At 54.7% G+C, this 19,023-nt stretch carries 13 protein-coding genes; 8 read left to right on the forward strand and 5 right to left on the reverse strand.

What is annotated here, in order from left to right:
- Positions 1–86: 86 nt before the first annotated feature.
- A complete protein-coding gene (locus F1728_RS23270; RefSeq protein ID WP_155366073.1) occupies positions 87–2,459 on the forward strand; it encodes a polysaccharide biosynthesis tyrosine autokinase in 2,373 nt (790 codons plus the stop codon).
- A gap of 11 nt (positions 2,460–2,470) precedes the next feature.
- Here the strand turns inward: F1728_RS23270 and F1728_RS23275 are convergent, their stop codons facing one another.
- Positions 2,471–3,826, reverse strand: a complete 1,356-nt coding sequence (locus tag F1728_RS23275) for a sigma-54-dependent transcriptional regulator (protein ID WP_228030310.1) — start codon at positions 3,824–3,826, stop codon at positions 2,471–2,473.
- Between the two features lie 26 nt (positions 3,827–3,852).
- Complete coding sequence (locus F1728_RS23280) at positions 3,853–5,316, reverse strand: sensor histidine kinase (protein WP_155366074.1); 1,464 nt, start codon at positions 5,314–5,316, stop codon at positions 3,853–3,855.
- Positions 5,317–5,731: 415 nt separating this feature from the next.
- Here F1728_RS23280 and glgA point away from each other — a divergent pair, with 415 nt between their 5' ends.
- The 3 genes from glgA to F1728_RS23295 all read left to right on the forward strand — a co-directional run bounded on the left by glgA (position 5,732) and on the right by F1728_RS23295 (position 10,855).
- Entirely contained in the window at positions 5,732–7,243 is a 1,512-nt protein-coding gene (gene glgA, locus F1728_RS23285; protein ID WP_155366075.1) for a glycogen synthase GlgA, read from the forward strand.
- Positions 7,244–7,302: 59 nt separating this feature from the next.
- Positions 7,303–8,286, forward strand: a complete 984-nt coding sequence (locus tag F1728_RS23290; protein WP_155366076.1) for a galactose-1-phosphate uridylyltransferase — start codon at positions 7,303–7,305, stop codon at positions 8,284–8,286.
- 373 nt (positions 8,287–8,659) lie between these two features.
- Positions 8,660–10,855 carry an alpha-amylase/4-alpha-glucanotransferase domain-containing protein gene (locus F1728_RS23295; RefSeq protein WP_155366077.1) on the forward strand — a complete coding sequence of 732 codons (2,196 nt, stop codon included), beginning with the start codon at positions 8,660–8,662 and terminating at the stop codon, positions 10,853–10,855.
- A 45-nt stretch (positions 10,856–10,900) separates the two neighbouring features.
- Here the strand turns inward: F1728_RS23295 and F1728_RS23300 are convergent, their stop codons facing one another.
- Positions 10,901–12,181 carry a DUF1501 domain-containing protein gene (locus F1728_RS23300; protein WP_155366078.1) on the reverse strand — a complete coding sequence of 427 codons (1,281 nt, stop codon included), beginning with the start codon at positions 12,179–12,181 and terminating at the stop codon, positions 10,901–10,903.
- Between the two features lie 63 nt (positions 12,182–12,244).
- Positions 12,245–14,089 (reverse strand): DUF1549 domain-containing protein, encoded by a 1,845-nt coding sequence (locus F1728_RS23305; RefSeq protein WP_155366079.1) that lies wholly within the window; start codon positions 14,087–14,089, stop codon positions 12,245–12,247.
- 174 nt (positions 14,090–14,263) lie between these two features.
- Here F1728_RS23305 and F1728_RS23310 point away from each other — a divergent pair, with 174 nt between their 5' ends.
- The 4 genes from F1728_RS23310 to F1728_RS23325 all read left to right on the forward strand — a co-directional run bounded on the left by F1728_RS23310 (position 14,264) and on the right by F1728_RS23325 (position 18,322).
- Positions 14,264–15,967, forward strand: coding sequence for a GntP family permease (locus tag F1728_RS23310; protein WP_155366080.1), 1,704 nt, complete (start codon positions 14,264–14,266; stop codon positions 15,965–15,967).
- Positions 15,968–16,015: 48 nt separating this feature from the next.
- Complete coding sequence (locus F1728_RS23315; protein ID WP_155366081.1) at positions 16,016–17,449, forward strand: glycoside hydrolase family protein; 1,434 nt, start codon at positions 16,016–16,018, stop codon at positions 17,447–17,449.
- 53 nt (positions 17,450–17,502) lie between these two features.
- Entirely contained in the window at positions 17,503–18,066 is a 564-nt protein-coding gene (locus tag F1728_RS23320) for a hypothetical protein (protein WP_155366082.1), read from the forward strand.
- Between the two features lie 79 nt (positions 18,067–18,145).
- Positions 18,146–18,322 carry a hypothetical protein gene (locus F1728_RS23325; RefSeq protein WP_155366083.1) on the forward strand — a complete coding sequence of 59 codons (177 nt, stop codon included), beginning with the start codon at positions 18,146–18,148 and terminating at the stop codon, positions 18,320–18,322.
- 55 nt (positions 18,323–18,377) lie between these two features.
- Here F1728_RS23325 and F1728_RS23330 read toward each other — a convergent pair whose 3' ends face one another.
- Complete coding sequence (locus F1728_RS23330; RefSeq protein WP_155366084.1) at positions 18,378–18,818, reverse strand: hypothetical protein; 441 nt, start codon at positions 18,816–18,818, stop codon at positions 18,378–18,380.
- Positions 18,819–19,023: the final 205 nt, after the last annotated feature.

Here is a 19,023-nt window from a genome sequence, read left to right on the forward strand (position 1 = left end):
TCGTCCCGGCATCAGAAATCGACTCAGTCATTTCCAAGAAGCAAAATCGCAGGAAGATTGCGCCTCACTAAATCAGGACCCCTGTTGTGAATACTGAATTTCAGCCTCTCGAACCTCATTCCGATCTGGACTTCGATGGAATGGAAGATTCAATCACGAATACTTCCGCTCCGGGAGTGGATATCGTCCGGCTGCTCTTCAGAAATAAATACCTGATCGTCGGGGGACTGCTGGCCGGTTTATTACTGGGACAGGCTGCCTACATGAAACTGGGCCCCGTCTTTTCTGCGAATACCAAGATCCAGGTTTCACAGAAAAACCCGGTTCCCATCAAAGAGGGAGAGGTTCAGACATTCGGGGAACTGACGGCTCACATTGACGTCATCAAAAGTCCCCGGATTGTCGGCCAGGCAGTCAAGGCTGGCAAACTCACGGAACTGCCTTCGCTTGAGGGGGAAAAAGATCCTGCCCAGGAAATCATCGATTCTCTTAAGGTCAAGCGTCTGTCTGGGACCGACCGGACTTATCTGAATATCCTGAATCTGACCTACGAAAATAAAAATTCCCACGATGCCAAAGTCATTATGCAGGCCATCGTAGATGCTTATCAGCATTATCTGGATGAGGTACGTGATCAGAATACGGGCGAAATTATTGACCAGTTAAATAAGGCCAATGAGTCGATTTTGTCTGATTTGGAACAGAAGAAAAAAGAATACAAAGAGTTCCGCAAAGATGCCCCCCTGTATTGGGAAAACACCCCCGGTTCGGAAGCCGCTGTCGCTGGTAGTACGAACATGCATCAGGAACGCGTAAAAACAATCGATAACGAACGGCGGCAGAACCTGCTCAAACTGACCGAGCTGAAATCGAAAATCAATACGCTCAAGTCAGCCATCGCCAGTGGAGAATCCAAAGAGACTCTGGAACTGCTGGCGCAACAGTTTCTGATGGGCCAGGCCCGCGGACAGTCGGGAGCAACCACCGGTGGCGTCGAAAATCAGGCAATCACACCGGGTAACACGCAGGTGGAACGGGCACGCCTCGCACTCGAAACGCATCTCATGCCGCTGCTGATTCAGAAGAATCGCCTCGAACGGGATTACAAAAAGAATCATCCGGACCTGGATGCCGTCAATCGCAGCATCGACACGATCATCAACCTCTATCGTCGACAGGGAATCGAAATCTCTGCCGATAATCTGGAGTCGGGAGATTTCCAGGTTTCTAAGGTGAAGGATGTCGACTTCGTAAACATCTATCTGAAGTCGATGGAACAGCAGCTGAAAGAACTGGAAAACCGCGAAACGGCACTGGCCCGGCTCTTTGACCAGGAAACGGACCTGGCCAAGAAGGTCGGTAACTACCAGGTCGTGGATCAGGCGTACAACGAAGAAATCGCCCAACTCAAAACGCAGCGGGAAAGCATTTTCAAACAGCTGCTGCTCGAAAAAGTGGCCCAAGGGAACAGCGGTTACACCATGACGCAGCTGTCGCCCGTTAAAGACGAGCTGGTCATCAAGCGACAGCTGAAATTCCTGATGGCAGGTGGCGCTGCCGGTCTGGGACTGGTCCTCGCGTTCTCCTACTTCCGCGAAATGCGGGACACGACCATGAAATCGGTCGATGAAATTCGTAACCAGTTGCACCTGCCGATGCTGGGAGAAGTTCCCCAGTTCACAGAAGAACCGGCTCACATGGATGACAGCCAGTTCGACTCGGCACTCTGGTATTACTATCGACCCGCGTCCCGGGAAGCCGAAGCCTATCGATCGCTACGCACCTCGTTATTGTTGAAAACCGACCGCACTGGTGCCAGAGTCCTGCAGATCACCAGTGCCGAACCGGGAGACGGCAAGACAACGACTGTTTCCAACCTGGCCCTGGCGATTGCTCAGACAGGCCGGAAAGCGCTGATCATCGACGCCGACTTGCGGCGGCCAACCGTGCACAAACTGTTCGGAATCAATAACGCCGTCGGTCTGGGAGATGTTCTGGCCCAGGAAATTGATGCCCAGACTTCGATTCGCGAAACCCGTATCAGCAATCTGTCGATTCTGACAGCAGGTATGCTGCCGGAGAATCCTTCGGAAATGCTGATGTCGCGCCGGTTTGCTGAAATGATCAATCAGCTGCGGAATGAATATGATTACATCCTGATTGACACACCGCCCCTGGTGGTGGTCAGCGATCCCTCCGTGATCGCTTCAACGGTTGATGGGGTCCTGCTTGTCGTTCGCATCGACAAGAACCGACGCGGCGTGATCCGCAAGGTACAGCAGATCATCCAGACGAATGGTATTAAGATCACCGGTTTGATCGCCAACAATGTGATTACCAACTCGCTGGTCGGCTATGATTACATCGACAGTGAAGGCTATCAGGCCTACTTCGAGAAGCCGGCAACGCAGACATCAAAGCCGGCTGCGAATCCAGCAAAGACCGAAGTCACAAGCTGATTAACGCTTGATTATTCGAGTTCAATATCGAGTTCTTCAATCTTACGATACAGACTCGACAGTCCCAGCTTGAGCCGTTTGGCAGCCTCCCGTTTGTCGGCACTGTCCTTCAGCACGCGGGTGATGTGCATCCGCTCGTAATGACGCAACGCCAGTCGCAGGTCATCGACGTCTGGTAGTGGGGGCTCGTTCTGATGCAGTTCGGGCGGCAGATCGTTCAGGCAGATCAATGTGTCGTCGCACATCATCACCGCCCGTTCGATGGCATTGTCCAGCTGGCGGACGTTTCCTTTCCACTCGGCTGACATCAACGCCCGAATCGTTTCACTGGTCGCCCCTGTAACCCGCTTGCCCATCTTGCGCGAATGCTTGGCGATAAAATATTCAACCAGCTCGGGGATATCGTCCACCCGCTCACGCAGCGCAGGGATGTGAATTTTCATCCCGTCCAGCCGATAGAACAGATCCTGCTCGAATTCGCCGGTCTTGACCATCTCTGCCAGGTCGCGTGTCGTGGAAGCGATGAGTCGTACATCGACCTTCACAGGCTCTGCACTTCCCAGCGGCAGGATCTCGCCGTATTCAATGGCACGCAGCAGTTTACCCTGGGTTCCCAGCGGGAGCTGTGAGATCTCATCCAGGTAGACTGTACCGCCATCGGCGTTCTTGAAGACGCCGGTCTGCTCCGCCTGGGGGTACTGCAGCGAACTGGCCGCGGATCCAAACAGCTGCGATTCCAGGAGCTCAATGGGCCGCATTCCACAGTTCACGGCCAGGAAGCGTTGTTCGCGATTGGGCCCGTTCGAGTGAATCGAGCGGGCAAACAGTTCTTTCCCGGTCCCCGATTCCCCTGAGAGCAGCACATTGGAGTTCGTAGCCGCGATCTTGCGGATTGTACTCTGCAGTTTCTGCAGGGCCTTACTGCTGCCGACAATCTCCTCGATACCGGGGCTGCGGGCCAGCTCTCGTCGGAGAATCTGATTCTCGTAGAAAATTTTCTGATATTCAAACAGCCGGTTGAGCTTGTGAGACAGGTCGTCAAAGATCACCGGTTTTACCAGGTAGTCAAACGCTCCCGCCTTGAACGCAGAGATTGTATTTTCGACGGTCGCGTACGCCGTGATGATCAGTACGAAAATACTCGGCTTGATATTCTGCAACCGGCGGAGCAGTTCAATACCATCCCCGTCCGGAAGCTGCACATCGCAGATTGCGACATTGAAATCCCGATCCCGGGCCAACTCCAGTGCCTTGGCCACGGTCGAAGCCTGCATGGTTTCGTAACCTTCACTGGTCAGAAATTCGGCCAGTGAGCTGCGGATGACTTCTTCATCTTCGACAATCAGTATCGAGCGGTTGAGTTGCACGTCGGAGTTCGTCCTGTTTTCTATCATCAGGTAGTTACAAATTTCATTTCCTGGGCCGGTCCCGGAGGAATTTCGCCCAGATCTTTTACTTCTTCACAGTACAGGGCGACAACGAATTTCGCCCCTTCACTTACGGTATCGTCAATTCGGATCGTGCCTGTATTGGAATGTTCCAGAATATTGCGACAGACAAACAGCCCCAGCCCCGTTCCCTTGGACTTGGTCGTGAAGTAAGGGCGGAACAGTTTTTCCTTATCCACTTCCTTGATGCCTTCACCATTGTCGTGCACGGAGATCAGGATCTGTCCGTCTCGTGCTTCAGTCGTGATTTCAATCGACTGTCCCTCTTCGGTGGCGTCCATCGCATTCAGAATCAGGTTCAGAAACACCTGCACCAGCTGATCACGCACGAGTTGCACGGGGGGCAGGTTCTCTGCGAATCGCGTGATGATCTTCTTACCCTTTTTCCGCTTATAATACTTGGCGATATTCAGTGATTCGGTGATCACCTCATTGATGTAGCAGCGGTTCCGCTCTGTAGTCGCCGGGCGGCTGAAATCGATCAGCTCGCGTAAAATACGCTGGATCCGCCGCAGCTGCGCGTCGACTTCGTCCAGTCGCTTGTTCGTATACTCGTCATTATTGTGCCGGTTCAGCAGCTGGACGAGCGAACTGATGCCCGCCAGCGGATTCCCGACCTCGTGCGCAATCCCCGCGGCCAGCAGACCGAAGGCAGCATGTTTCTCCTGCTGAATCAACAACGCCTGTGATTCCTGCAGATCGCTGGTCCGCCGGGCAATTCGGTCTTCCAGCAGTTCCTGGTTCTGTTTGAGTTGTTCGTTGGCGACCGAGAGTTCCAGACTCGTGCGTTTCACCAGACTGGAAAACGCAATACTGGCCCAGGCAACCCAGCCCATCCACACGACCATTAACAGTATCTGGGTCAGCCAGTCCGGTGGTGCATTCTGCAGGGGGAACAGCAGCGTCGTGTAGCTCAACAGATGCAGTGCCAGCGTCACATAAGCAATCAGCGGTGAATGCCGAATCGAACAGACAATCAGCGACAGCAGGTAATAAAAGCGGAACGGACTGTTCAGCCCGGTGTCGTAATGACAGAGCAGACCGATAAACAGCGCCTCCATCACGGAAATGGTCAGCGGCCATTCGCCCAGAAAGACTTTGCCTCGAAAGCTGAACCAGGTATCCGCGAGGGCATAAATCGCCCCCAGGGTCAGAATCCAGTTCAGCTGAGGGACCTGAATCGTAGCATCGTTGCCCACAAAGTTGACCAGCACATACCCGACACACAATCCAAACCAGCGGATTCGCAGCGTAATCTCTTCGGCAGGCAGTTCCCAGGTAAAGGCATCGTGATGAATCTTGGGGGGCGGTGCCAGATGCGGCGGCGCAGCAGCTCTGCTCTCGGCAGACGGAGCCGGTGGCTGGTCTGTCGTTTCGGGCTGATTCTTCAGGACTGAATGATCATTCATATCAGAAATTATGACTGGATGAGACAGACCGCGGATCGACTGCAACGATGGTGAGTCCACACTGTCAACAAAGTGTCGTGCTGAAACCGGGGCACTCCCGTGGGGGATGGCCTGTGGTTCAGAATAGGTTCAGATCATATACTATCATGAATCTGAAATTGATCCGCAATTACACATGCGGTATTTTGCTCCAGTTCCGGTTTAATTTTACTGAACAAACAGGTAAAACCAGAACGGGTCTGATATAGTCTGCTGAAATTCATCAGCGGTAGTGAGACATTCGTGCGAACAACCCGCCGATTCCAGCCGCAACACACCGGCTTGAGTTTACAGAACCAATACTCACAGCCGATAATGACGTATAGAATATTGTAGACACACCAACGGATATGTAATCCAGATAGATTGGGATTTTATGAAAATCGTCGTAGCGAGTTCTGAAGCGATTCCTTTTGCCAAAACGGGTGGACTGGCTGATGTTGCCTCCGCGCTGTCTAAGGCACTGGCGGACGCCGGGCACGAGGTGAGCCTGTTTTTACCCTGCTACCCGCAGTCAATCGCGAAACGGGGGCTCAATCTGGATGAGTTCGAACTCTGTCCGGAAAAAGTAATGATCTCCGTCGGCAGCAAGGAAGTCGAAGCCCGTCTCCGCAAAACCGGATTCCCCGGTTCCAGCGCCACGGTTTACCTTGTCGAACAGGCCCGCTATTTTGATCGCCCCGAACTCTACCACGAGGGCGGCCGGGATTATCAGGATAACTGCGAACGCTTCATTTTCTTCAGCCGCGCCGTGATGGAGTTCACGAAAAAACTGAACCTCTCACCGGACATTATCCATGCCAACGACTGGCAGACAGGTCTGATCCCGGCGCTGCTCAACATTGAGTATGAAGACCAGCCCGGCTTCGAAAAGACCGCCGCCGTCTACACGATTCACAATATGGCTTTCCAGGGGCAGTACTGGCACTGGGATATGCTGCTCACCGGAATCGACTGGAAATACTTCAACCGCCACCAGATGGAATTCTTCGGGCAGTTGAACCTGCTCAAAACGGGCATCGTCTTCTCTGATATGGTAACAACGGTCAGCCCCACTTATGCGAAGGAAATCCGGACCGAGCAGTTCGGCTACGGTCTGCACGGCGTTCTCGATTCCCACGCGGATCGGCTGGTGGGCATACTCAACGGCGTCGATACGACCGACTGGAATCCCGAGATCGATCCGCACATTGCCGCGAATTATTCCGCACAGACGGTCGCGGACGGCAAGCCTCGCTGTAAAGCAGCACTGCAGGAACGGATGGGACTCCCCCAGAAACCCGACGTTCCACTCCTGGGGGCAATCTCCCGCATGACCGATCAGAAAGGTTTCTCTCTGATTCTGGATGCCGCCGAAAACCTGCTGGCCACAGACGTGCAACTGGTCATCCTGGGAACGGGAGACCCTTATCACGAGACCTCCTTCAGCGAACTGGCACGACGGTTTCCCGATAAGGTTTCCACGCTCATCGGCTTTGACGAAATCCTGGCCCACCAGATCGAAGCCGGCCTGGATATCTTCCTGATGCCCAGTCAGTTTGAACCCTGTGGTCTGAACCAGATGTATAGCCTGATTTATGGCACAGTCCCCATCGTGCATGAAGTCGGCGGTCTGGCAGATTCCGTCGTTGATGCCTCTGACACCAACCTCGAAAACGGAACCGCGAACGGCTTTTCCTTCTGGCACTTTGATGCGACCGTACTGTATCGACAGATGCGGCGTGCCATCGACATGTATAACGACAAACCTACCTGGCAGCAGCTGATGCAGAACGGCATGACCCGGGACTGGTCCTGGAAGCATAGCGCTCAGAACTACCTCTCAGTCTATCAGCAGGCGCTCAGTTTTCGTGCGAATAGTACTGAATCAGTTTCCGCCTCGTCTTAAACTGAATCCAGCAATCCTGCAAATCGATCTCTCTGTCCCCATTCGAATCACTGTCTGCTATGTCTGAAATTCGTACCGATCCGCTGACCGGGTTGACGACCATCTTTGCGCCGGAACGGGCCAAACGTCCCATCGCCATCAAGAGCAGTCAGGGCGACGAGGACCAGAGTGCTGAGCAGATCGCCTCCGATCCCTTTGCTGAGGGGAAGGAAGATGAGACCGAGCCTGAACTCTTCGCTGTCCGCGCACCCGGATCCAAACCCAACGGGCCCGGCTGGAGTCTGCGGGTGGTGGATAACAAATATCCTGCTCTCACACCCGTCTCGACACCCGGTTCCGAACACGATTCGTTCGGTGTGCACGAAGTCATTGTGGAATGTCCACATTATGAAACGCACATTTCCCGACTGGACCTCGCCAGCTTCCAGAACATGTTCCACGCCTATCGCGCCCGGTTGCGCGTGCATCGGCAGAACCCCCGGTTGCAGTATGCGATCATCTTCAAAAATCAGGGAGTTCTGGGAGGCGCTTCACTCGGCCACGCCCATTCTCAGCTGATGGTCAGTCACGTGATTCCCGAGGCGCTGCAGAGAGAGATTGAGACCGCACAACAGTATCAGGCAGAGCAGGGGACCTCGCTGTTCGAGCAGTTGGCTTTCGACCCGGTTCTGGTGACCGAACACTTCGATCTGATTTGCCCCTACGCCAGTCGGTTCGCTTTTGAAACCTGGCTGATTCCCCGTTCCCGCGGTACGCACTATGACCACTCCCGTGATGAGGAACTCAACGACCTGGCTGCAATCACCCGACGTCTGCTCAAGGCACTGGAGACGATTCTGGGCAGCCACGATCTGAACTTTGTCATTCAGACGCCCCCGTTTCCGACGGGAGACGACGCCGGGTACACCTGGACGCTGCGCATCTATCCCCGGCTGGCCCATCTGGCGGGTTTCGAACTCGCCTCCCAGATGTACGTTAATCCGGTCTTTCCCGAACAGGCGCGGAAGCTGCTCCAGCGGGAACTGGCGCAAGAGCAGTCTTAAAGCTTCAAAACGAAGAGAGGGGCACTGTTACGCTCTTTTGGGCCTCAGGTAAAATAGAGAAGCCAACGTCAGTTTCTGGCTTAAAACCATCGTTCTGTCTGGTGAAAACTTACCTGCTTTAACAATTACCCTCCATCCGACAGTATTTCAGCTCCAGGAGTGCTGATTTTAAGGACTCCTGGATTTTATTCTCGGAAAAAGTCCTCTATCATTAGTAAAAGATTGGCTTTACTATAAGTCAGATTCGTCCAGACCCTGCAGGATTGGCGCTGAACGCGGGGAGGATCAGACCCGCGAGTGTCATCACTCATTCGTTCTAATTCACTGCGTTATCGATAGTTCTGTGTACCACACAGATGAAAGGATGCGGCCCATGGGCTGTCGACTTCGGCTCGTATTAGTCATTCACAACCATCAGCCAGTCGGGAATTTTGAAGGCGTTTTTGAAGAATCCTATCAAAACAGCTATCAGCCATTTCTCGATGTCTTGTCAGAATACCCGGATATCCCCTTTTCACTGCATACCTCAGGCAGCCTGATGGAATGGATGGTGGAAGCCCATCCGGAATACATCGATCGCGTCCGCGGTCTGGCAGAATCCGGGCAGGTGGAAATTCTGGGTGGTCCCTTTTACGAGCCCATTCTGGCCGGGATTCCCAAGTCTGACCGTATCGGCCAGATCAAAGCCTACACCGAATACCTCAAGAAGCTCTTCGGGACACCGATTCGCGGCATGTGGGTTCCGGAGCGCGTCTGGGAACAGGCCTTTGTATCTGACCTGGTCGACGCGGGTATGGAATTTACGCTGCTCGACGATTCGCACTTCAGTGCCGCCGGTGTGCGGGCGGAAAAAATGCACGGTTATTACCTGTCGGAAGACGAAGGTCGGCTGCTGAAAATTTTCCCCGACAACGAAACCCTCCGCTACCAGATTCCCTTTACCGATCCGGTCGAGACGATTCACTACCTGAAACAGATCGCCGACCATCATCCGCATTCGGTGGTCGTCTTTGGTGACGACGGGGAAAAATTCGGCGCCTGGCCCGGGACCTACGATCACGTCTACCGGGATGGCTGGCTGCGACGTTTCCTCGATCTGTTGCGTCAGAACAGTGACTGGCTCAAAGTGACCACGCTGGGCGAATCGGTCGACACCGTTTCCCCCATGGGCAGTTGTTACCTGCCGGATGCCAGCTATCGGGAAATGAACGAGTGGGCGCTCTCTTCCGAGCGGCAACTCGAACTGTCGCACCTCAAAGACAAATTCTCAGAAGACGAAGAATTCGAGCGTCTCAAACCGTACCTGCGGGGAGGCTTCTGGCGCAACTTCCGTGTGAAGTATTCAGAGCTCAACGAAATGTATTCGCGGATGCTGCTGGTCAGCAGTCGTCTGCAGAGCCTGGAAGCCACCGGAGTCGACGCAGAGGACCTGCCGATCCTGCACGAAGCCCGGACCGAACTTTACCGCGCTCAGTGTAACTGCCCTTACTGGCATGGCGCGTTCGGCGGTCTGTATCTGCCTCACCTGAGAAATGCGATCTTTAAGCATCTGATCTCAGCAGACTCGCTGCTGGAAAAGATCAATCACCGCGACAACAACTGGCTGGAAGTCGAAGTGGCTGACTTCAACCTGGATGCCCGCAAAGAAATCCGCCTGGCCAGCCATCGCCTGGTGAGTTTCCTCTCACCCGCGCATGGCGGTCATCTGTATGAACTGGATATCCGCGGCGCCAAACACAACCTGCTGGCCACGCTCTGTCGGCGTCCCGAGCCTTACCACGATATCATCCGCAAAGCGGCTCAGGAACAGGCTCAAGGTGCCCAGAACGGAGAGGATATCGGCAAGATCCATAACGCCGTCCGCTTCAAACAGCCGGGGCTCGAACAGAAACTGCAGTACGACAATACGCCTCGTAAGTCGCTGATGGATCACTTCTATCAGCCCGGCGTAGATCTCGATACCGTGATCAACGGCGGCGGAGAGCTGGGTGACTTCGTCGAAGGCGTCTACCTGAGTTCGGTACGCCGCACGGATGACGAATGCGATGTCCGCATGAGCCGTAAAGGGCACGTGGGACCGTATGAAGTCGAAGTTACCAAGACCGTCTCCTTAAGCAAGTCTGCTGCCGGAACGCTGGTCGTCCAGTATGAACTGTCGAACCTGCCCACTGAAGTACCTCTGCATTTCGGCGTCGAATTCAACTTCGCCGGCATGGCTGCGGGCGCCAGTGACCGTTACTACTACAACCACATGGGTAAGCAGCTTGGGCAGCTGGAATCAAAGCTGGACCTGGAGAAGCTCGATCGTATCGGTCTGGTTGACGAATGGCTCGGACTGGATGCGGCCCTCGATTTATCGTCGCCCGCCAGCATCTGGACCTTCCCCATCGAAACGATCAGCCAGTCTGAAGGGGGCTACGAACTCGTCCATCAGAGTTCAGTCGTCATCCCTCACTGGGAGTTTGTTGCCGACGATGAAGGACGCTGGTCGGTCACGATCACACTCTCTCTGGATACGTCCGCCGCACAGGCGAAGGCACTCAGCGAAGCAGCCGCTTCCGGCGCCTGAGACTGAACTTCAGCGGTCAGGCACCAGAGGGATTCAGGCCGTGGTTCAGGAAAACAGTTCCTGAACCACTTCGCCGCCGTCGACGATTTTCATCGGACGTCCCAGCGGACTCATGTTTTCCTTCTTCGGATTCACATTCAGAGACTGGCAGATCGAACAGAACAGGTCCGTCACGGTGACCGGACGATCCTGAACCGCAGAGCCGTCTTTGGTGGAAGATCCGATGACCTGTCCCCCTTTGACGCCCCCGCCCGCCAGGGCGGCTGAGAAGACACGCGGATAATGATCGCGTCCGTTCCGGGCATTGATTTTCGGGGTACGCCCGAATTCACCCATCCAGACGACCAGTGTGCGATCCAGCATGCCCCGCTGTTTCAGATCTGAAATCAGGGTCGCCATGCCGGCGTCGACTTCCTGTGAACGCTGTGTGATCGACTCGGAAATGTCGAAGTGATTGTCCCAGCCGTTGGAGCGGACTTCGATGAATGTCGATCCCGCTTCGACCAGCCGACGGGCCAGCAGACAGCCTTTACCGAAGTTGTTCTCGCCGTACTGGCGACGCAGGGTATCCGGTTCCTCGCTCAGGTCGAAGACTCTGGTCTGCGGGCTCAGAACCATGGCTGAGGCTTTGTTATAAATCTTACTGTGGTTTTTGACGACCACTTCACCACCCCGACTGGCGAATTCCGTATCCAGGCGTCCCAGCAGGCCCAACCGTTTCTGATACCGCTGATCAGGAACAGTGGCAGCCACGTTGTTGGGAATGCTCCCCGGATTGCTGACGTTGAACGGTTCATAATCGACGCCCAGGAACCCGGCCCCGTTGGTCGCACCAACCGAAACAATCGACGGAATCTCCAGTTCCCGGTTGCCAATCTCACGCACAATATTGGAACCGAGGCTGGGGTGTTTGACACTACCGGAAGGAATGTAGCCGGTGTGCATCTGGTAGGTCGCACGCTGGTGATTCCCTTCTTTGTTGGTCATCGAGCGAATCAGGGCGATCTCCTGCATGACCTTCGCGGTCTCTTTCCACTCTTCGGAAATCTCAATGCCTGAGACAGCGGTCTGGATCGGTGCCTTATCACCGGCACTGGAAGTTCCCGGTTTGGGATCGAAAGTTTCAAACTGGCTGGGTCCGCCGGACATCCAGAGCAGGATCATCGAGCGTCCCTGTTTGCGGAGCTCTTCCGCGGAGACGCTCATCAGATCGTGAAAACTGAGCGTGCCTGCAGCCATGGCACCCAGGGAAACGTTTCGTAAGAAGCTCCGTCGGGAAAATCCGTGACGGCCGGCCTGAACATGCTGTTGGTGATAAAGATTCATTTAAAACTCCTCGGATGGAGAGATTGTTTTTTAAGGTTGAAGCGAAACGGCAGTCACTCTGGGTCAACGCTTGGTGATAAACTCACTCGAGTTGAGCAGACTCCACATCAGGTCTTCGAGGGCAGTCTCACGCCTTTCGGCCTGCTGGAAGTAGTCCTCGCAGATCTCCAGTTCTTTTTCACTCGGCTCTCGTGAGAGTGTGAGCAGATACAGTTCCTGGATTGCCGCTTTATTCTCGGGGTAGTCGCGGGCGATCTGGGCGAGTTTCGTCGATCGATTCGCTCCCAGCATGCCGTTGAGGGCTTCGGAATTCATCATGAACAGTGCCTGTGGAACATCGCCGGTGATCTCATCCTGTGAAGTGGATGGATCGAATGTAAACAGGCTGCTGAACTGTCCCCGGGCCGAACGGCTACGCTGGTAGCGTCGGTTGCCGGCACTGCGATCGGCCTGCAGATCATCCACGCCGAACACCTGCGTGATGGCTGTGAAAATCTGATCGCCTCGCAGACGAGTCGGAAGCTGAGCCGCGAAGGGCGTCTGCAGCTGTCCTTCAGACCGCTTCTGCATCTTCCGCTGGTAAGCCCGGGTATTGGTAATCGTCCGACAAAGCCACTTCAGATCATAGCCGCTGGCGGTAAAGCCCTGGGCGAGGGCATCAAGTACTTCAGGATAGACGGCACTCCGCTCGGGACCAATATCATCGATGGGCATGTAAAAGCCTTCGCCCAGCATTTCCGACCACATCCGGTTCACGATGGCCCGCGAGAACCAGGGGTTCGCCTGCGAGGTTAAAAACTTCGAGAGCACTTCGCGACGTTCCAGGTCATCCAGGCCCTCGGGGGCTTTGGTGCCTACGAACAGGACCGGCTGGATCACCTGACCCATCGACGTCGGATCGTTCAGATCGGGCATGTAATATTCGCTCATGAACCGCTGCGTGTTTTCCGGCAGAGGCATACTCTTCAGTTCTTCCGCGGTCAGCGCTTTGTCGCCGTCTGTGTCAGCACGGGAGACCAGTTGTTCAAAGCCCCGTCCCATCATGGTCCGCTGCACTTCCTGCTGGGTCAGCTTGCCATCGCGATTGCGGTCGTAAGAGCGGAACAGGAACTCGGGATTTTTCAGCATTTGAATCCGGCGGGCAAACTGGTCCCCCTGATTCATCGATACCACTTCGAACGTACGTGGAGTCGAATCACGTACGGGACGCACGCGCACGCGGGGGAAGAAGGCCGCCAGCTCGTGGAAGTCTTTCCGCTTCCATTTGTCGGTCGGATGATCGTGACAGTTGGCACACTGAATCTGGATTCCCAGAAAGATACGCGAGGTTTCTGCAGCGAGCTCAGCCGGATCCCCTTCATGTGCGAAGATCAACGCCGTGCTGCCGTTTTCCCGTACGTCACCAGAGGCAGTCAGCAGATCGGTCGTGATCTCCTGCCAGCTCTTGTTCTCATTCAACTGTGTGGTCATCCAGTCGACAAACTGAGCTTCGTTCAGCCGAGCCCGCATGTCGGTGGCGCGGAGGTAAATCACATCCCGCCAGTAGCGGGCCCAGTTCACCCCGTAATCATCCGACTTGAGCAGTTCCTCAATCACGGCCCGGCGTTTGTCGGGAGTTGAGTCCAGTCCGAACAGCAGCACTTCGGAAGTCGTGGGCATTCTGCCGGCCAGGTCAAAAGTAACCCGACGGAGGAAATCCTCATCACTGGCCAGGGGGGCCGGGGTGATTCCTGATTTCTTCAGCTCCCCTTCGATCAGCGCGTCAACCTTGGCAGCCAGCTCCGATTCGGAGACCCGCTCCTGCTTCTTTGTTGCTGCGAAAGTCGAAGAGTGGCATAATGGGACCGACAATGTAAGTAGGAGAAAACTCACAAGTTGTGCCGTGCGTTTGATGGAAAAACTCATCATGACCTTTCACCTGAACTGAGACGGAGAGAATGGCCCCGAATTTCATTCGGGAGTCAGTCAGACATCACTGAATGGCTGACGTCTATTTAACCCGATTCAGATCAGGATGTGTCGAAAAAATGATGAATTTCATGAAATACACACGGTGCGTCTACAATTCGAACTGGTTGAATCATGGAACTAAGCGCTTGGGTGATCGTGATTATTTTAGCCGGGGTGACCATCGTCGTCGGTGGCGTCCTGTTTTTTCGTCTGCATGCCTTCCTCGCATTGCTGGCAGGAGCCATTTGTGTAGGTGTCTTGACGCCCGCTCAGCAGATCGAGGAGACAGCCCTCCGGAAAAACAAGTTTAAAATCCTCGAAGTCACTCCCGACAATCAGAAGATTGTCATCGAGATCGAAAAGGCCGGGATGCTGCAGCCCGGCATGCTATTGATGATTATGGGGGGCGAGCAGCCCGGGTTTCCGCTGATCCCCATTGCCGAGACCGAAGTGGCCCGGGTGACCTCCGAGTTTACTAAAGACAGCCAGCGGATGATCATCGCTGACCTCAAAGTTCGGGATGACAGCGCCAGCCGCGAGATTCGCCTCGACGATTTTGCCATCACCCCCGCCAACTACCAGGCGGCCATCAAAGCGGGGCAGCAGTCAGTCGGCGAACGGGTGGCCGCGGGTTTCGGTTCAACGTGTGCCAAGATCGGCATCCTGATCGCTCTGGCGGCCATCATCGGCATGTGCCTGCTGGAGAGCGGCGCCGCCGAGCGAATCGTCCGCTCAGCCATTAATTTTGTGGGTGAGAAGCTGGCCCCTGTCGCTTTCATGGCCAGCGGGTTTCTGCTGGCGATTCCCGTCTTCTTCGATACCGTGTTCTACCTGTTGATTCCCCTTGGCAAAGCCATGCGATTCCGCACCGGGAAAAACTACCTGCTCTACGTGCTGGCGATTGTGACCGGAGGCACGATGGCACACTCCCTGGTACCCCCCACTCCCGGACCGCTGTTCGTAGCGGAGCAGCTGGGGGTCGACATCGCCACCATGATTATGGGCGGCATGATTGTCGGCAGTATCGCGGCCATCTTCGGTCTGGCTTATGCCACCCTGATCAACAAACACTGTGAACTCCCCTTTCGCGATTCCGCCGACGTCACGCAGGCCGATCTCGAAAGACTTTCCAACAGCCAGCTCGAAGATCTCCCCTCACTCTGGCTGTCGCTGGCACCCATTCTGCTGCCGGTGATTATGATTGCCGGCTCCACACTGCTGAAATTCAAGTCCATCAGCGACCAGGTCTCTCCCGAGGTTCAGGATCTGATCATGACGCTGGGAAATAAAAACATCGCACTTGGTATCGCTGCCGTGATCGCCCTGGCGACGCTGGTGCGACAGAAAAAATCTTCGCTGGGCGAACTTTCCGAATCGATTCAGGCCTCCCTTTCCACCGGGGGCGTGATTATTCTGATCACCGCTGCCGGCGGAGCCTTCGGGGGTGTCCTGCAGCAGACAGGCGTCAGCTTTCTGATTGAATCACTGCCCGATGTCTCTCCCCTGATGCTGGTCACACTGGCTTTTCTGATCACGACGGCCATCCGCACTGCCCAGGGATCATCGACCGTGGCCATGATTACCACCGTGGGAATTCTGGGCGGGATTGCGGAATCTGCAACGCTCGGTTTTCATCCGGTTTATCTTGCCCTCGCGATTGGCTGCGGTTCCAAGCCCCTTTCCTGGATGAACGACAGCGGTTTCTGGGTCATCGGCAAAATGAGTGGCATGACCGAGGGGGAAACTCTGAAATTCATTACTCCCATGACGGCCCTGATGGGCGTGGTCGGATTCATTGTCGTCCTGCTGGGAGTCTCATTCTTTCCCATGGCCTGAATGAAAGCCGTTTCAAACGCGTCTCATTTATCGAAGGGATAATGTCCTGTGAAGCAGCAACTTTTGAGAGGATTGATCTGGTCTCTGCTGATGCTGCTGCCACTGTCGGCATTTGCTCAACCCGTTGACATCGGTTCGCGCCGGGAGCTGTTTGTCGATCGCCTCTTGATCGACAAGCTGCAGGGCGTGGAACTCAAGCTGCACGCGCCTGTCAAAGCCCCCCGGCCCCGCTCGCCATTACCGGTGCGGCATATGATGACCGTCATCAAAAACGGAAACCGTTATCAGGCCTACTGGCGCGGCTCCGATCCGGATTATCAGGGAGAAAAGCACACCGGTCATGCCGGGGAAACCGTGCATTACGCTGAGAGCCGGGACGGACATGAATGGAAGTTCCCGGAACTGGGGCTGCACGAAGTCGGGGGAACACGCAAGAACAATGTGATCCTGGCGCAGCAGCCTCCCTTCCTGACCAACTTCACTCCTTTTCTGGATACCCGCCCGGGCGTCGCTCCGCAGGAACGCTACAAAGCACTTGCCGGCTACCCCGGTCCGGGAGATAAACGGGGTTTAGCAGAACCGGGGCGTGGCTTGTTCGCTTTCGTTTCCCCCGATGGCATTCACTGGACGAAGCAAACCGAAGTCATCCCGTATCAGCCCCAGTGGCGGCACGCCTTTGATTCGGCGAATGTCTCCTTCTGGTCGGAAGCCGAGCAGCAGTATGTGTGTTATTTTCGAACGTGGACTGATCCCGAACGGCTGCGCAGCATCAGTCGTACGACGTCTCCTGATTTTCGCCACTGGACTGATCCGGTCGCCATGGATCCCAATCTGCCGGGCGAACACCTTTACACGAATCAGACGCATCCTTACTTCCGGGCACCACAGATTTATATCTCCCTGCCGACCCGCTTCATTCCGGGACGCGGATCTGCACCGGATTATGACCTCAAGGATCAGAACGCCACCGACATCCTGTTGATGACCACGCGCGCCGGTTCCTTACACTACGATCGCCTGTTCAAGCACGCCTTCATTCGACCGGGACTGGAACCAGAACAGTGGGAGAACCGGGCGAACTATGTAGCCCTGAATGTGGTGCCGACCAGCCCGACCGAAATGTCGATCTACCATCGCAGCGGCGATCGTTACATACTCCGCACCGACGGTTTTGTCTCCGTGAATGCAGGCTATGCTGCCGGAGAACTGCTGACTCGACCGCTGGTCTTTGCCGGGGATCGTCTGCGGGTTAACTTCAGTACCAGTGCCGCGGGCAGTCTGCGGGTCGAACTGCAGCAACCGGACGGAACTCCGATACCCGGTTTTACCAGGGACGATTGCATCCCCCTGATCGGAGACGAAATTGAAGGTCAGATGCGCTGGAAGAGCGACGCTGATCTGTCGACGCTGGCCGGGAAACCGGTCCGCCTCTGTTGGATTCTGCAGGAGTGTGATCTGTACTCCTTTCAGTTCAGTCAGTAGAATTATACTGAATAAAGTATCAGTTTTACCTGTTCTGTTTCCTGGCTTACATCATGACAGATCCGACACTCGAACCACGTTCCCGTTCTCCCTGGGCCATTACCAGTCTGGTCTGTAGTGGCGTGGTGTTATTCAGCGTACTGGCCTGCGTGGCACTGGCGGCATGGCAGAGCGAAGGACTGACCCAGGTTAAAGTAACTGCGCTGGATGCGGATAAAGAACCCCGCGATCACGGAATCCCCCTCTTGAAACAGAAGGAAGCACTGCCCGACTACGAAGTACAGATTGTCACACAGGATCTGTTCAATCACAAACTGGGAGCCAGACCGAATCAATCAGCGACGGATGGTCTCGTCTGGAATCTGAGTTCGCCTGTCGCAGTACATGAAATTGTGGGCATACGATTGCTCGATCAGGATCAGCTTGTTTCGGACACCCTGGTTGAAGTGCCCTTCAGCAGACAGCCGGTCGAGATTGATAATTACCGGCTCGAATTTCAGACAGCACACTCGGCAGCGGTTGGCGTAAATTCCTTTTTCCGCTCTCCGCTCGGAGTAACAATTGCCACTGCGTTTGTCCTCGCCATCATCGTGATCGGCATTGGTCTGTTTCTGTAAAAGCAATGCGTATAGAAACTGGCGCGACGGGAATCGGCTTTCGATTCACTTTGTGAATAATCATTGGAAAGAGAAATACATGGGATTTCTTAGCTCACCTTCCAGCTTTTTAGGATTTATGGGTTTCTGTATTGCCTGCGGCGCACTGGGCGAAATCAGTAGGCTGAAGAATAAACTGGAAGCTCAAGACCTGCGGATTACGGAACTGGAACAACTGGTGGGGGCACAGTCAGAACAGGAAACCCAACTGGAATGAGGGTTACGTGAACTCTGGTTTCCAGACGTTTCGATCCTTCACATTTCCCAGCTGTTCAAAAGAAACGTCTCAGCAAATCAGGCAGTAGTCTCAATATCAGAAGCATGGCAACAACCCTCAGGAAGAGCTCTGCCAGTAAGAGAATCCAACCCGACTCCGGCTTGCGCAACATTCCCGCATAAACGCTCCACTCACTTGACCAGGATCGAACCAGTTCAACTGTCTCTCGGCTGGCTCCGATAGAATTCATCCAGATACAACGCAGGTTGATAAACTCTCGCAGGTGTTGCAGCTTGTGATCAGAGTAACTCCGTGGAGGAAGAGTGACGGAATTGACCGTGCCATCTTTTGCCAGGTGGACATCATCAGGGCCGAGGCCCAGCTCTGACATGGCAATCCAGTCCTGTTCGTGAAAACCGAGGCGATAAGCACACCCGTAATTCCAGTGAGTCGGGCGTTGTTCGACTCCTGATCTGGTAGAGGTTGGTATTTCCATGACGGATCCCGTGGAAGTGTTCGAAGGTTTATGTGTCTGGCTGTAATGATTGAAGGTTTCCGGTCATCAGACAATGGATTTCCACGGAATAGAAAAAATCTTTCAAAAAGGCCGTGGTAAAGGGGAGAGAATATCGCCCTGTACTTAGACAGAGGCAGTAAAACTGCGGGAATTCGTCTGTAGCGTCGCTTGCCTAACCGCTTAC

Origin of the sequence: Gimesia benthica (assembly GCF_009720525.1) — a bacterium.
Taxonomy (GTDB): Bacteria; Planctomycetota; Planctomycetia; order Planctomycetales; family Planctomycetaceae; genus Gimesia; species Gimesia benthica.

What these genes read in the sequence shown, in the direction of transcription:
- F1728_RS23280 (WP_155366074.1), bottom strand. Translation starts at nt 5,316, where the DNA reads ATGAATGATCATTCAGTCCTGAAGAATCAGCCCGAAACGACAGACCAG.
- F1728_RS23310 (WP_155366080.1), top strand. Translation starts at nt 14,264, where the DNA reads ATGGAACTAAGCGCTTGGGTGATCGTGATTATTTTAGCCGGGGTGACC.
- F1728_RS23330 (WP_155366084.1), bottom strand. Translation starts at nt 18,818, where the DNA reads ATGGAAATACCAACCTCTACCAGATCAGGAGTCGAACAACGCCCGACT.
- F1728_RS23295 (WP_155366077.1), top strand. Translation starts at nt 8,660, where the DNA reads ATGGGCTGTCGACTTCGGCTCGTATTAGTCATTCACAACCATCAGCCA.
- F1728_RS23325 (WP_155366083.1), top strand. Translation starts at nt 18,146, where the DNA reads ATGGGATTTCTTAGCTCACCTTCCAGCTTTTTAGGATTTATGGGTTTC.
- F1728_RS23320 (WP_155366082.1), top strand. Translation starts at nt 17,503, where the DNA reads ATGACAGATCCGACACTCGAACCACGTTCCCGTTCTCCCTGGGCCATT.
- F1728_RS23290 (WP_155366076.1), top strand. Translation starts at nt 7,303, where the DNA reads ATGTCTGAAATTCGTACCGATCCGCTGACCGGGTTGACGACCATCTTT.
- glgA (WP_155366075.1), top strand. Translation starts at nt 5,732, where the DNA reads ATGAAAATCGTCGTAGCGAGTTCTGAAGCGATTCCTTTTGCCAAAACG.
- F1728_RS23300 (WP_155366078.1), bottom strand. Translation starts at nt 12,181, where the DNA reads ATGAATCTTTATCACCAACAGCATGTTCAGGCCGGCCGTCACGGATTT.
- F1728_RS23305 (WP_155366079.1), bottom strand. Translation starts at nt 14,089, where the DNA reads ATGATGAGTTTTTCCATCAAACGCACGGCACAACTTGTGAGTTTTCTC.